The sequence below is a fragment of the Fluviicoccus keumensis genome (assembly GCF_004217445.1).
Classification (GTDB): domain Bacteria; phylum Pseudomonadota; class Gammaproteobacteria; order Pseudomonadales; family Moraxellaceae; genus Fluviicoccus; species Fluviicoccus keumensis.
The window spans coordinates 151526-165618 of the sequence record NZ_SHKX01000011.1; the positions used below are offsets into that span (position 1 = coordinate 151526).

At 43.6% G+C, this 14093-nt stretch carries 12 protein-coding genes; 7 read left to right on the forward strand and 5 right to left on the reverse strand.

All coding sequences use genetic code 11. From position 1 onward, the window contains the following. Together EV700_RS16800 and EV700_RS06080 are read left to right on the forward strand one after the other, a co-directional pair. Window positions 1–244 (forward strand): hypothetical protein (locus EV700_RS16800; protein WP_207224594.1); only part of this gene is annotated, 244 nt, incomplete at its 5' end. Next, complete coding sequence (locus EV700_RS06080; RefSeq protein WP_130411807.1) at window positions 225–1817, forward strand: FAD-dependent oxidoreductase; 1593 nt, start codon at window positions 225–227, stop codon at window positions 1815–1817. The genes EV700_RS16800 and EV700_RS06080, both read left to right, overlap by 20 nt. On the opposite strand, the gene EV700_RS06085 is transcribed toward EV700_RS06080, so the two are convergent. The 5 genes from EV700_RS06085 to EV700_RS06105 are packed head-to-tail and all read right to left on the reverse strand — an operon-like array spanning window position 1800 to window position 7848. Continuing rightward, the gene (locus EV700_RS06085) at window positions 1800–3407 is read right to left on the reverse strand and encodes a right-handed parallel beta-helix repeat-containing protein (protein WP_130411809.1); all 1608 of its coding nucleotides are present in this window, start codon (window positions 3405–3407) and stop codon (window positions 1800–1802) included. The genes EV700_RS06080 and EV700_RS06085 overlap by 18 nt on opposite strands. A 22-nt stretch (window positions 3408–3429) precedes the next feature. Next, window positions 3430–4632, reverse strand: a complete 1203-nt coding sequence (locus tag EV700_RS06090) for a glycosyltransferase family 4 protein (protein WP_130411811.1) — start codon at window positions 4630–4632, stop codon at window positions 3430–3432. After that, entirely contained in the window at window positions 4629–5144 is a 516-nt protein-coding gene (locus tag EV700_RS17195; protein ID WP_130411814.1) for an acyltransferase, read from the reverse strand. The genes EV700_RS06090 and EV700_RS17195 overlap by 4 nt, the downstream gene beginning before the upstream one ends. Further along, window positions 5137–6396 (reverse strand): lipopolysaccharide biosynthesis protein, encoded by a 1260-nt coding sequence (locus EV700_RS06100; protein WP_130411816.1) that lies wholly within the window; start codon window positions 6394–6396, stop codon window positions 5137–5139. Before EV700_RS06100 ends, EV700_RS17195 begins: the two co-directional genes overlap by 8 nt. A 36-nt stretch (window positions 6397–6432) precedes the next feature. After that, entirely contained in the window at window positions 6433–7848 is a 1416-nt protein-coding gene (locus EV700_RS06105; protein WP_130411818.1) for a mannose-1-phosphate guanylyltransferase/mannose-6-phosphate isomerase, read from the reverse strand. A 427-nt stretch (window positions 7849–8275) separates the two neighbouring features. Between EV700_RS06105 and EV700_RS06110 the strand changes: the two genes are divergently transcribed. The 5 genes from EV700_RS06110 to EV700_RS06130 are packed head-to-tail and all read left to right on the forward strand — an operon-like array spanning window position 8276 to window position 14091. Further along, window positions 8276–9385, forward strand: coding sequence for a polysaccharide pyruvyl transferase family protein (locus EV700_RS06110; protein ID WP_130411820.1), 1110 nt, complete (start codon window positions 8276–8278; stop codon window positions 9383–9385). A gap of 19 nt (window positions 9386–9404) precedes the next feature. Further along, entirely contained in the window at window positions 9405–10826 is a 1422-nt protein-coding gene (locus EV700_RS06115; protein WP_130411822.1) for a hypothetical protein, read from the forward strand. Further along, a complete protein-coding gene (locus EV700_RS06120; protein ID WP_130411824.1) occupies window positions 10823–11989 on the forward strand; it encodes a glycosyltransferase in 1167 nt (388 codons plus the stop codon). The genes EV700_RS06115 and EV700_RS06120 overlap by 4 nt, the downstream gene beginning before the upstream one ends. Before the next feature lie 3 nt (window positions 11990–11992). Next, window positions 11993–13237 carry a glycosyltransferase family 4 protein gene (locus EV700_RS06125; RefSeq protein WP_130411826.1) on the forward strand — a complete coding sequence of 415 codons (1245 nt, stop codon included), beginning with the start codon at window positions 11993–11995 and terminating at the stop codon, window positions 13235–13237. Beyond that, window positions 13234–14091, forward strand: coding sequence for a dTDP-4-dehydrorhamnose reductase family protein (locus EV700_RS06130; RefSeq protein WP_130411828.1), 858 nt, complete (start codon window positions 13234–13236; stop codon window positions 14089–14091). The genes EV700_RS06125 and EV700_RS06130 overlap by 4 nt, the downstream gene beginning before the upstream one ends. Window positions 14092–14093: the final 2 nt, after the last annotated feature.

Sequence of the window (14093 nt, forward strand, 5' to 3'; positions counted from 1 at the left end):
GTTCTACATCCGGTTCTACATCCGGTTCTACATCCGGTTCTACATCCGGTTCTACATCCGGTTCTACATCCGGTTCTACATCCGGTTCTACATCCGGTTCTACATCCGGTTCTACATCCGGTTCTACATCCGGTTCTACATCCGGTTCTACATCCGGGTCTACATCCGGGTCTACATCCGGGTCTACATCCGGGTCAGCAGTTTGGACTCCTGCTACAGCGTGTATGTCAGGCCGGGAAAATGAGCTTTCGGTTGATCTTACGAGAGGAGTAATACAGTCTGATATATTAATTTATGGCGCTACTCCGGCCGGCATAGCTGCGGCAATTGAGGGTGTTAGAAACGGAAAGACGGTAGTTGTTATAGAACCAACCATGTGGATTGGGGGGATGTCCGCTAGTGGAATTGGTGTCGCCGACATTGGCCAAAGAAAATCGATTGGCGGTTTGGCTAAGGAATACTTTGATCAAGTAAAAAAAATATACGGATCAACACCTGGCTCTTTAGATGGTGCTGCTTATGAGCCCCATGTTGCCAAGAAAGCATTTGAAGATATGCTGAATGCATGCGCGATAAAAGTTGTAACAGGCTCACGTCTGCAGTCGGTGGCCTTTAGTCAAAATCACATAAAATCCATTATAACAAGTAATGGCAGTGAGTATCAGGCAGCTGTCTTTGTGGATGCAAGTTATGAAGGAGATTTGATGGCCAAGACAGGGGTGAGTTATACGGTAGGGAGGGAAAGCAATTCCCAATATAATGAAACCCTTAATGGTGTTGGTATTTCTCATTTAATGATTGGTCAGAAAGTTGACCCCTATAGGACTCCAGGGAAGCCTGCCAGTGGAATTCTTCCTCATGTATTTTCCACGAAATTGAACCCCGTTGGATCCGAAGATAAGAGTGTGATGGCGTACAATTTCAGGCTTTGTGTAACGAAAAATCCTGACAATGCCGTCCCATTTACCAAGCCGGATAATTATGATGAAAGCGAGTTTGAAATACTGGCCCGCTTGTCTGAGTTAGTAGTTAAATCCAGAGCTGATCGAGTGAGCCAGGGAATTATCCCGGCGTCATTGCTAAAAGTACCTATGGATTATTATCTGATCTATGCTCCGTTGCCAAATGGAAAATTCGACTTGAATAGTGCTGGAGCATTTTCAACTGATTATGTCGGGCTTGGGGAAAGCTATGCAAATGGAAGTTATGAAAAAAGGGCGGAGATCGATCAGGAAATAAAGAGATATATGAAGTCACTACTTTATTTTCTAAAAACAAGCCCCCGTATTCCTGATTACATTCGAAATGAGGTTGCTTCAACAGGCCTGTGCAAAGATGAATTTATTGATACAAACGGTTGGCCGCATCATTTGTATATCAGGGAAGGTCGCCGGATGATTGGTAGCTATGTCATGAGTCAAAATGATATACAAGGAGGGCTTACTGTTCATGACTCGATTGGAGTTGGCTCTTTCTATTTCGACTCACATGTAACAAATCGGGTAGTGATTGGAGGATATGTTAATATTGAGGCTAATAACAATACATCAATCGGTCAACAATACCCGATTTCGTATCGAGTAATTACTCCCCAAAAAGATGAAATGGATAATCTTTTGGTGCCGGTATGTATATCGGCTTCGCATGCCGCTTATACATCAATAAGAGTTGAGCCAAGCTATATGATTATGGGGCAAGCAGCCGGTGCTGCCGCGTCCATAGCCGTTGAAGCGAACACTCCAGTTCAGGATGTTGATTACTCGGAACTTGCCGCTCGCCTTAAAAAACACAATCAAATCCTATGGCCGGTTCAATGATCGCTCTTTTTTTGGGGGAATAATGGGGTCATTTTTACTGTTTGGTGCAAATATCTGATAGCTCTTTGCTTTATTCCTGATGAAAGCAAAAGGGCCAATCAAATCACTGACATTGCCCGAGTGTCCGATTGACATAGGGAAGTTGCCTCTACAATTGTTACCCTGAATCAGGATGTTTCGTGGGCGAGCGATATGGTCGCTATCTTGTCCGGTAGGATCTTCCCACTTGGGGTACAATTGTGCCTCAGCTGAAATGCACAGGGTTTTTTGATTAGGCGAATTGTTAATAATGACGTTGTTGATGACAGTGGCGTTCCTGTTTCCAATTAATCTTATAGCATAAGTACTGGAGGAAATTTCGGCAGGGATTTTAATGGTGTTCTGATCAATCAATATATTTGTGGGAGTTGGGTATGAGCTAAGGCCATCATCGATGCCACCCCAGATATAGCCTCCACCACTGTAGTATTTTTTCGAGCGTCCACCGGCTATACGTTCAATGTAGTTATTTTTAATGACTACATTGTTTGAGTTGTCATACAGTATCCGGCCATCTGTTGTAAACAATACATTATTTTTAATGGTTAAGCCATCAACACCATGTGCGCCAATAGGATCGTCACCAACTCCATGAACTAGATTGTTTGAAAATTCAATGTTATGTGCGGTGTTGATGCCAAATCCTTCACCACCAATATTGTCTTGGTTATGGAATATTTTATTGTTTGATATTGTGCCATTTGAACGCACACCAGGCGTAACAAGCCATTTGGAATCATTAAAGCCCTCAATACTCGCCATGGGTATTGTATTGTCGTGAAGATTACGCCAGTCAAAAACATTGTGACGAATTGAAAAGCCATTAGCCGAATGTATGAAAAGGGCATAATTGAACTGTGAGTACGGTTTAGAAATAAAATGACATCCTGTAATTGACCCATGCCATGTAGATTCAACTCCTAGTCGTCTATTGATTCCCAGATTAATCCAGTAAGGGGAACTCGGCGAATTGGTGTTAAAATTAGCATCGATAACAATCATGGAGGGCGAGTTATTGTTTTTGGAGCAGGAAATTGAGCCGCTTCCGTATAAGAATAAATTGTTTTTGATAATGGCGGTGAACCGGGGAGGGATTACTCCGGTTAGCCCGCTTTCACTTACGCTGTCAAGAAATGCCTGAAAATGATTGTCGTCATCAGGATTTCCGTTTGGAACAAAAAACCAAATTGGACTTATTGTTGTGGTTGAGTTGTTCTTGAATATTACAGTCCCTGGGCCTGAAAAGACAGGAGTGTTGGAAAGAGGCATGCTGCCATAGAGGATCATGGATTTTTGTGAAGAGATATAAATAGATGATCGCTTTAATGCAATCAGCGCCACATTGTTGGGGATGGTAATGGATTGGTCAAGTTTTATGGAATTTCGAAGAACCATCTTGGTTGAGTTGCCACTTGCCTCGGCACGAGAGAGTGCATCTAAGAATTGTGTGGAATCTTGTATGTCGATTGAAATTGAATGTGCTACAGCTGGCTCCATAATAAGGCCGGATACGATAATGCAATTCGATATAAAGCGTAAAAAAGAAGGCATGAATTACCTCAATCAAAAAAAGTCATTGCGTCAACAGCCTCTCAAGAGGTGCAAGTCGGCTTTGCCAGCTCAATTTTGCTATGGCATATTGTTTGGTTTTTGAGGACAGTTCTGTCAGCTTTTCAGGAGATGATAGAAGGCTATTGATAGTAGATGAAAATTCGGTGGGGCTATCTGCTTGAAACCCAATGCCTGTCTCAAGGGAGTCTTCAAGACCATTAAAAGCCGAAGCGTCCCCAACGACTGTGAGGCCCAGTGAAAATGCTTCGCCGACCTTATTGATAAATCCATAATTTTTGAAAATGGGGGCAACGACCAAGGATGTATCTTTGTAGACATCAATAATGTCAGGAACAAAACCTGAAATATGAACAGTAGTGTCCTTAGCTAGCTTTTCAACAAGAAGAGGTGAGAGTTCGAGGCCCTTGCCGGCAATCCTTAATATGGCTTGCTGATGTGTACTTATAACCTTAGGCCAAACATTGGAATAGAACCAGTCTAGATTATTACGATATAGAGGATCACTAAAATTAGCGACAAACAATACAGTTTTTGAGGTTGTGGACAAGACGGTTGGGGTGTTGATGAGCCTATCGTTAACTCCATTAGACATGGCAACTGCTTTCTGAGATAGGCGGTTACCACCGATCCGTGACAGCCAGTTGATATCCTTTTGGGTTTGTACAATTACACAAGAACATTTAAGCAGAAGTGACGATTCAATTCGTGACATTAATATTACACGCAGTGATTGCAGTATTTTCCATGGCATCGAGAGTTTAGTTGCACTGCTTGCAAGTACAGAGGTGTAACAATCACTAATTGCGGCAATGGTTTTTTGGTGCGCCTTTTGGTGTTTTAGGGGGATATCAAGTGCGCTGATTGGCGTGGTGAAAAAAACATCATATAGATCAAAGGGGATGTCAGAAATTTCCGTGGGGTTTAAATAGTTCCAAGAAAGAAAAGATGGAGAGGATAGGGTGAGTTCCTGTAGCATTCGTGCCAGAGATCCCTTTCGAGATCTTTGAATCGTGAAAAATTTGCCAGGGTACTGCTTTCTGGTGTCATTAAAAAAACCATTCTCTGACTCATCGTTGATGTCTTTAAGAAAAACAAAATCAACGTCGTGCTTTTGCATCAGCAATTCAATAAAAGCTGAACTAGGGATGGTCACGCCATTTCTGGGGGGGAAGGGAGGGGTATCAAAGAAAAAAAGCACCTTCATGATTGCTCCAGTTTCAGCTTGATTCGATAATTTTCATTCTGCACGAGTGATTTCCAATCATTGCTACTGCGCTCTTTAATAATCACAGCAGGGTTCCCTCCAACAATTGTACCTGGAGGTACATCTCTTGTGACAACAGCACCTGCGCCCACAATCGCCCCATCGCCAATGGTAACCCCAGGCAAAATCATAGCTCCAAAGCCTATCCAACATCCTTTACCCAGTCTGACAGTTCCAAGAATATCATCGCCACCGTATGGAACACTTATTTTGGAGGAATAATTATGACTTGAAGACAAGATAACAACCCATGAAGATAGGATTGCGCCATCGTCAATTATTACCTTTCCTTTGCAGTCAATAAATGATTTAGGGCCAATAAAGATCCATTTCCCTAAATGCAAGTTATTGATGGATGCAAAAGTTGCAGTGTGATCAATAATACAAGAATGTGCCCGAGATGGAAATATTCCGCGCCACTGTTTGATTTTGGTGGTAAGTACCTTAATCATTTGGAGAACCCTTTTGGCTGCTTTCAATATTGTTATTCAGATGTTGATTTAAAGCAAAAAAAACAAAGAAAAGTTGTGCCATTATCATCGTGCCATGAATAGTGAGCAATAGATATGCCGCCATTATTGCACCATGAGTCGGTACTAAATAGAAGCCTGACACTAATGAAACAAAGCCTCCAATGATGTTTATTCTGGAGTATGCTGTATCAAATCGCATGCCAATTAAGTACTGACTTGAAACTAGTCCAATGCCAGTAAGTGCAGCCCACAAGCACATCGGTGTGGCAAGAAGTGTAATATCGCTGAAGTTTTTGGTTGATAAGAAATGTGAAATAATCTGTATCAAAATCCAGGAAGCCATCGAAAATGCAATAGAGATAAATAACATAGCTAGGAGATGTCTAAGAAGGAGTCTTAATGTGTTTGGAGAGGGGTGACGGCATGATTCAGATATTTGGCGGCTGAATAAGCGCAAAGATTGGCCTTGAAAAACTAAAACAATATTAAGTACTTGGCAAATAAGCCCATACGCAGCTAAGCTAGACAATTGATTGCTTGATTTAAGAAATATTTGATTTGCATAAAGTATAAGTCCGCTTGAGAATTGGATTAAGGTGATTCGAATATTTACAGATGAAAGGTCGATTTTGGAAAATAGTTGACTGCTCTGGAATGAAATGCTTTTATTGAGGGAATTCCAGGCTTTGTATTGGGATATAATCGAAATAAGACGAGTGATGAGTAGTGTAATTGATATTACTAACAGTAGTTGTGAGTTAAAAAGTGATATGGCTAATACTGTGACAATGATAACGGCAGTAAGGCGTTCGAATACAGTAAGCCGGTTTTGAAGATTTGTCATTCCAACAAAATCAAACAGCGAAAATGGATAGCAGCCCTGTAAAAGTGTCCAAAGAATAATACACCATAGAGAAAATTTAAATGGAAGTGGGGAGTCAATGATGTAATAAATTATAATTGATGATAGTAAGGAAATTGACAAAAATGTCATCAGGCGAAAAGAGGTGTTTTTCGTAATAAAAATAGAACGATCAGTGTCGGATTTAAGATAAGTCAAATCGCGAATCAGGGTTCTGTCGGAGCCAAGATTTATTATGGGGATTATAATACTGCCAATAGCGATGCCCAATACAATCCATGAATAGTCATATGCGCCCATGATCCGGGCGCATATGAAGGTAACTAAAAGTGATAAGGCGCCAGAGAGGCCAGCATAGAATATAGCCATGAAGGCTGCTGACTTAAAGAAGCGATTAATCAGCATTTATGCGCGGCCATAATTGTCGTTAAATCGGACAATATCGTCCTCACCCAAATAGTTTCCAGATTGAACTTCAATCATCTCCAGCGTAATTTTGCCGGGGTTATGTAGTCGATGACGTTTACCCAGCGGAATGTAAGTCGATTCATTTTCAGAAACAAGAAATACATTTTCGTCGCATGTTACTTCAGCGGTACCGGAAACAACAATCCAGTGCTCGGCGCGATGGTAGTGCATTTGTAATGATAAACTGGCGCCTGGAAGAACACCAATACGCTTTACCTGATAACGATTTCCATGGTCGATTGTTTCGTAATAACCCCATGGTCGATAAACTTTGTGATGAGTTAAGGCTTCAGGGCGACCAGAGGACTTAAGGATATTAACAATGTCCTTCACTTCCTGAGTTCTATCCTGGTTTATAACTAAGATTGCATCATTGGTTTCAATAATTGCTAGATTTGAAACGCCAAGTGTTGCAACAAGACGATTAGATGAATGAACATAACAATTAGTGCTGTCCTTGAGTACCACATCCCCTTTAATGTGATTGCCGTTGGCGTCATGCTCAAGGGTACTCCACAAGGATTGGAACGAACCGATATCTGACCAGCCTGCATCCAATGGGATCACGACAGCCTTGTCAGTTTTCTCCATCACGGCATAGTCAATAGAAATGTTGTCAGATGCAAGAAATTCCATACTGTCCGGACGAATGAAGTCAATATCTATATGTGATTTCTCCATTGCTGAAAAGCAGGCTGAAAAAACATTGTCGAGTGCGAATTTTTTAAGTTCAGCCTCAAAAACGCTCGCCAGAGCGACAAATATACCAGAGTTCCAGTAATATTCATTCGATGACAAATAAAGCCGGGCAGTTTCCAGATTCGGCTTTTCCACAAAGCTATCAACAAGGAAAGCCTCGGCGCTCTTAACTTGATTGCCCCGTCTGATATAACCGTATCCTGTTTCTGGAGTAACCGGTGGCACCCCGAAGGTTGCAATATAGCCCTGCTTTGCGATATTGACTGCATTCTCAAGGGCAGCCTTGAATGCATTCGTGTCAGTAACAACATGGTCAGATGGCATAACAACCAACACGGCATCCGGAGCGTTTCTTCGAGCCTCAAAAACGGCAAGAGCAAGAGCGGGGGCTGTATTGCGACCGGAAGGTTCAAGAATGATGGTCGAGTTGGTGTGGCCAACTTGGCGGAGTTGTTCTGCAATCATGAAGCGATGATCGGCGTTACAGACAACAATGGGGTTGCCTGTAAGAGCGTCCTCGGACCTAAGCAGGGTGGATTGAAGGAGAGAGTGTTCAGAGATCAACGACAGGAGCTGTTTGGGATGTTGCTCTCTGGAGAGAGGCCAAAGTCTGGTGCCTGATCCGCCGCACAAAATAACAGGACGAATGTCCATATATAACTCCTGAGTAATAATGCTATCTCTCTCGATCTGTCATGCCGGTACGCTTGTCCAGCGCTACACAGAGCGGCAATTCTATGGGTGACCAGCCTTGTAGTGCAAGAATAATGAAGCAGATGTGGTCGAGGGACTGAGTGATCCTTGGCATAGAAGCTTGGACAAGCACCATGTTGGATCCGCTGGTGCATGGGCAAGGCTTGGCTGACATGTGATGACATGTCAGGATCGGTCATGCGATGAATATGATTCCTAAAGGGCCGATTGAGTGTGGCTTTGGCATTCGTGTCATTCGGGTTGTGAATTGTTACGGTAGTGTCGCGGGCTGGCGGTGAATTGTTGGTATACTTCGCGGCCTAAAGGGGTGGCGTGACTACATGCATGTTTTACGCCATGGGTTGTTTTTTGTGCAGGGTGTGTAGTGATGTGCAGGGCGACGCTGGTTGGCTATCATGGCCGCAGGAATCTGGGGGATGATCTTTTTCTTCGCTTGGGATGCCGTTTTTTGAAGGGGCGCGGAGTAAAGGATGTCTTTGTGGCTGGCGATTACCGCCATGTTCCTCCAATGCTGGAAGGATTGACTCTGCATGCATTCGAGAACCGGGCATGGTTTGCACGGGTTGTTTGGCTGCAGATTTTTATTTATGCGCTCCGTTCCAGGGTTGTTCTGTTTTGCGCCGGTTCAATCTTTACAATTCAGCCATTTTTTATGGCTTATGTTTTAATGCTTTTTGTAAAAATTTTGCGACCCAAAGTCCGACTGATTGCCATAGGTGTCTCAATTGGCCCAATCAGATCGTCTTTTGATGCGCGTTGGTGCGGACGTCTTCTTGGTTTGTTTGATGAGATTGTTGTCAGGGATGCCGAGTCGGCTAACGTTATTAGGGAAATTTCACCTAATGTTTTATTTAAGGTTGCTAATGACTTGGCATTAACATTTGATCCGGTCCAGAATGACTTCAAGAAGAAGAAAACCACGAAGATTGGGGTGAGCCTGAATGCAAATGTTGTAGGAAGGCGAAATGGTGCAGCGGTCGATGAGGTTATTATTGAAGCGTTGTCAGATCTGAAGACAAGAAATGAGGGCCTGGAGGTTGGCCTGCTTGTTGTTTGCTCTGATGACCATGATGGTGACCTGAGTGTTGCGGATGATTTGCAGATAAGGTTATCACAGAAAGGGTTACGCTCATCATTGGTTGTTTATAATGGTAAGAATCTTGATGATTATATCTCTGGCCTTCGTGGTTTCGACGCCATACTGACGAGTCGCATGCATACTGGAATCTTGGCGATGATGGTTGGTGTTCCGGTAATGCAGGTTATTTATGCAGTCAAGATTAGTGAGTTTTTTATGGCGTGCGATTTGGGTGAAGATTATTTGGCTGAGCCTTTATCGCTGAGTGTTAAAGACGTTTCAGACTTTTTTGAGGCAGCGCTTTCTGGTGGGATCGCCGAGTTGGCGGCTGCCAGACGTGCGAAATTAATGGCATGTGGGGCCAGAACACAAGATGTTCTGAATGCCATTTCTTTTTGAGTGGGAGGCGCGTTGACTTATGGATGGTGTCATTAGGTTTTTGTGGTTAATGGGTGTTGTTATTATGGCTGTTTCATCCGTCGCTGTCGTTTTTGCCGGCGGTGTAAGGCTTGATATTGGCTTGGCTGTAGTTCTTGTTTCTGCTGTATTGCTGATTGTGAATAGACTGGGCTTATGGTTTTGTCGTGATGATGATCTGTTCGGGATAGTTTTTTCGACGATAGCCCTGTATTTTTGGCTTGGGTATGTGGCAAAGATGGCCTTTTTTCTGTACAACCCAGATGCATCATGGATTAGGGCTGTTTCTTTTTTGCCTTTAGTGGATCCTGAGGATTATGCTTTGGCCTTTCTTGGTGTCGCTCCGGGCCTTATTGCTCTGTTGTTTGGAATGATGCTGCCCGTTATAAGCTTTAAAGCAAGTAGAAAGGTAGTTAATGCACCGATGGGGAATTGGGCGTTGGTTTTGTTGCTGCTTGTTGTAGGGTTGAAGTTCTTTCTTCAAATATACTTTGACGTGGCCAAACCAGGCTTAAAACCTGTGGAAATTCCCCTGCCGTTTGTCAATGGAATACTTGCTTTCGTTGTTGGGTTCTTTCTTGTTGCGTTGGTGAATATTTATGTTTTTCATGTTATGAGTGTTGATCATAATGGTAGAAAATTTGGTGCGATATTGGCCGTGCTATTGTTAGTGATTTCGGATGTTTGGGTTGGTTATAAACAGGCTTTGATGTTCCAAATGGTGGTTCTTTTTTACTTTTTCGGGTTTCATAAGAGGTATTATTCAAGGGATGTAAATCTGCGGATTTATATCTTTGGTGGAGTCGCTGTTGTCATGGGGCTAGTGCTTTATAAATATGTCAATGATTATAGATATGCGTTGTTGCGTGGAGAAGATGTTTCGATGGCTGTGCAGAGTGCTATTAATGCCAGTGTTGTTATTGATGAAAAGGATGGCGGTATGGTTAGCCTCCTAAATAGAATCAATGGTGTTGATAATTTTTTGGCAAGTAATCTGATAAGTCAATACCAAAGTTTTCCGATTACTGCTGTCTTTGACGAGACGTTGGGACAATTGTTTAATAACGTTCTTTATAGTGGTGAAGATGTTAATACGCAGTTTGGTCTAACTCAATTTGGAGCCCTCTATGCCATTGGTGGAACAACAATGATGGTGCTAGGCGCATTTGTATTGGGTCTCTTTTTGCAGTTTTTGGCTAAGTTTATTACTCATGTTGTGTTCGCCAGGTCGAGTTGGGCTTATGCGATTGCACCATCACTGGCGTTATGGATGATGAAGGTCTTGTTTGCAGGTGGGGTATTGTTGCTGTACCTCAAAGAGATTAGTCTTTCTGTGTTTTTGCTGTTTGCGCTCTATGCTCTGTTTGGGCGAGCCAAGCCTGTAAGAAAAGGGATAATGCATACGAATGGAGGTGCGGCATGAAGATTTTGCATGTAACTGAGGATTTTTCTCCTGAAAACGCCGGTATGACAACGGCGGTCTTGCAGATGACAAAGCTTGGGGCCGGGTTGCCTGGTGCATCATTCGTGGTTGTTGCGGTCGGAAGTCGCGCGGTTCCAGTATCTGATGAGGTAAGAGTGCGTTTGTGTCCAAATTCGTCGGGTGTTCTGGGCGGATGGCGTTACTCCCCTGACCTTGAGGATGTTTTGCGAGAGGAAATTCCAAATAATGATGTGGTGCACATTCATGGTCTTTGGATGTATCCCCAGTGGAAGGCTTTGAGGCTTGCCGCTGAATATGAAAAACCAGTGATTATTACGCCTCATAACATGTTGGGCGGATGGGTGTGGGAGCAGGGTGGATTTCTTAAAAAGCTTAAGAAGAGCTTGTATTGGTCACTTGTGGTTTCGCCGGCTTTGGGTAGACACGGACTTGTTCATGTTTTGTCAGAGATTGAGGCTAAGAATGCAAGACCCTTTTTTGGGAGTATGCCTTTTTATGTAGCTCCGAACGGTGTCGATGTGAATGGAGTTGTGTCCGCGCATTCGGCATTAGGTGATACTCAGGATTTGCCTGAAAGGTTTTTGGCATTTCTGGGGAGGTTGCACCCTGTAAAGGGAGTGGAACTAATTGTGGAGGCCATGGGCTTGTTGTCTGTTCATGAAAGAATCCCTGTGCTCTTGATTGGTCCGGAAGAGAGTGAGCAATATGTTTTACAGCTAAAGAGCCTGGTGAAAGAGTTGGGGCTTGAAGATTTTATTCGGTTTATAGGTCCGGTTTTTGGCAATCGCAAGTACGAGATACTTGGTAAAGCAATCGCCCTTGTTGCTCCTTCGCATTCTGAAGGAATAAGCATGGCGGCTTTGGAGGCTATGTCTTGCAGCACCCCCGTGATCACAACGCTCGCTTCTGGAATTGATGATATTGAAAAAGGCGGTGGTGTTTTGGTTGACACAAATCCGGCTTCACTGGCTAAAGTGCTTGCGCAGATTGTGTCTTGGACAGAGTCGGATATTCTTGAGCGGCGATCACGGGCCTTGGAGTTTGTGCGACGCGGGTTTGATGTTGCGCCGGTTGGTCGTCGTTACAGTGAAATGTACAAGCATGCCTTGGAAATGTCCTGTGCCAAGCCTTCAGAAGGATGAAGTATGAAGATCTTGATAGTTAGCCAATATTTTTGGCCTGAAACCTTCATCATTAACCAATTGGCCATCCACTTGGCGGATCAGGGGGCTCAGGTTGATGTTTTTACCGGAAAGCCTAACTATCCGGCTGGTAAAATATTTGAAGGTTATCAGTCGTCCGGCGTCCTTAATGAGGTATACGCTGGTAAAGTTAATGTATATCGAGCGCCGTTGCGGCCACGTTTCAGTGGTAGAGCGAAGGATCTTTTGCTGAATTATTTGTCATTCGTAGTTTCCGGATTAAGGTATTTCCCTGGTTTTGCTCGGGGCAAAGAATATGACTTTATATTTGTGTTTGCTACATCTCCAATTACTGCCGTAATTCCGGCAATTCCATTGAAGTACAAGTGTAATTCATCTTTGGTTGTATGGGTTCAGGATCTTTGGCCGGAAAGTCTATCTGCTACCGGATTTATTAAAAATAGGGTTGCCCTTTGGCTTGTTGGCTTAATGGTTAGGGCTATTTATTTCTTTGCAGATATGATTTTGGTCCAGTCCAAGGCATTTGAGTCTCAAGTTGCCAAGTATGCGAGTTTGAATAAAGTTTCATACTATCCTAATTCAATCGATCCGCTATCAATGGCCAGTGAAACGAATGCGGCATTGCCGGATGATATTGAGCGTGTGCTTAGGGAAAGGTTTTGTCTGGTTTTCGCGGGTAACATTGGTCATGCGCAAGCGGTTGGCGTCATTATTGCTGCAGCTAGGAAATTGATTGATTTGCCTGAAATTTGCTTTGTGTTGGTTGGTAGCGGGAGTATGTCTGAGTGGGTTCAATCGGAAGCGCGGAAGTATAACTTGAATAACGTGATTCTGGCTGGAAGGTATCCGATTGGTGTAATGTCCCGTTTTTATGATGGTGCGAAGGGTTTGTTGGTGACTTTGAAGAGTGATCCGGTCTTGGACTTGACTGTTCCAAGCAAGGTGCAAGCATATCTGGCATCCAGAAGGCCTATACTGGGGGCGCTGAATGGTGAGGGAGCCAGGGTTATTGTCGAGTCGGGTGGCGGCTTGGTTGCCCCGGCAGATGATCCTGAAGCTTTCGTGAGGAGTATTCGAGCCTTCTATGCGATGAGTGACGAGGAGCGCGATGCGATGGGGGCAGCTGGGCATCGCTACTTTGAAAATAATTTTGATATGAAACAACAGGTTGAAAAACTTGTTGAGTTATTTAAAGTTGGGCTTGATGAAGGGAGAAACTTGTCATGAAGGTTTTGGTTTTGGGTGTAACGGGAATGCTGGGTAGTGCTGTCTTCAACGTTTTTAATCGTGATGATGCCTATGATACCTGGGGAACTTTAAGGGGAGCTGTTGGTCGCGGATCCTTTCCCAAGGACTGTCAGGACCGTTTGATAAGTAACGTGGATGTTCTTGATGGCGATGTGCTTATAAGCCTTCTGGGACGAGTTAAGCCGGATGTGGTGATCAACTGTGTTGGTTTGATCAAACAATTGTCAGATGCAAAAAATCCATTGGTGGCTCTGCCTCTGAATACATTGTTGCCTCATCGTTTGGCCGGACTTTGCAAGTTGTTAGGCGCTCGCTTGGTGCATATAAGTACAGATTGTGTTTTTACCGGCCGGAAAGGGCTATACACAGAGAGTGACATTTCTGATGCTGAAGATCTGTATGGCAAATCCAAATTCATGGGTGAGCTTCATGATGAAAGCCATGCTATCACTCTTCGCACATCGATTATCGGTCATGAACTCAACTCTAATGTGGCTTTGATCGATTGGTTTTTGTCTCAGGACAAGCCAGTTAAGGGATATACCCGCGCTATTTTTTCCGGGTTGCCGACGGTTGAGTTGGCAAGAGTAATAAAGGACTATGTGATGCCTAATAAGGATTTGTGTGGTTTGTATCATGTTTCTGCCGCCCCGATTGATAAATTTACCTTGCTTTCTCTTGTGGCTAAGCAATATGGCAAGGTTATTGATATCGCTCCTGACGGTATGGTTTCGATTGATAGATCGCTGAATTCCGAAAGGTTTCGTGCGGCTACTGGCTATGTTGCTCCCGAGTGGAGTGAACTGATTCGTCGTATGCATCAGTACAGATAAGG

Bases quoted from the DNA above. Each gene is read 5' to 3' on its own strand.
- EV700_RS06080 (WP_130411807.1), top strand. From the start codon at position 225: ATGTCAGGCCGGGAAAATGAGCTTTCGGTTGATCTTACGAGAGGAGTA.
- EV700_RS06085 (WP_130411809.1), bottom strand. From the start codon at position 3,407: ATGCCTTCTTTTTTACGCTTTATATCGAATTGCATTATCGTATCCGGC.
- EV700_RS06090 (WP_130411811.1), bottom strand. From the start codon at position 4,632: ATGAAGGTGCTTTTTTTCTTTGATACCCCTCCCTTCCCCCCCAGAAAT.
- EV700_RS17195 (WP_130411814.1), bottom strand. From the start codon at position 5,144: ATGATTAAGGTACTTACCACCAAAATCAAACAGTGGCGCGGAATATTT.
- EV700_RS06100 (WP_130411816.1), bottom strand. From the start codon at position 6,396: ATGGCTATATTCTATGCTGGCCTCTCTGGCGCCTTATCACTTTTAGTT.
- EV700_RS06105 (WP_130411818.1), bottom strand. From the start codon at position 7,848: ATGGACATTCGTCCTGTTATTTTGTGCGGCGGATCAGGCACCAGACTT.
- EV700_RS06110 (WP_130411820.1), top strand. From the start codon at position 8,276: ATGTGCAGGGCGACGCTGGTTGGCTATCATGGCCGCAGGAATCTGGGG.
- EV700_RS06115 (WP_130411822.1), top strand. From the start codon at position 9,405: ATGGATGGTGTCATTAGGTTTTTGTGGTTAATGGGTGTTGTTATTATG.
- EV700_RS06120 (WP_130411824.1), top strand. From the start codon at position 10,823: ATGAAGATTTTGCATGTAACTGAGGATTTTTCTCCTGAAAACGCCGGT.
- EV700_RS06125 (WP_130411826.1), top strand. From the start codon at position 11,993: ATGAAGATCTTGATAGTTAGCCAATATTTTTGGCCTGAAACCTTCATC.
- EV700_RS06130 (WP_130411828.1), top strand. From the start codon at position 13,234: ATGAAGGTTTTGGTTTTGGGTGTAACGGGAATGCTGGGTAGTGCTGTC.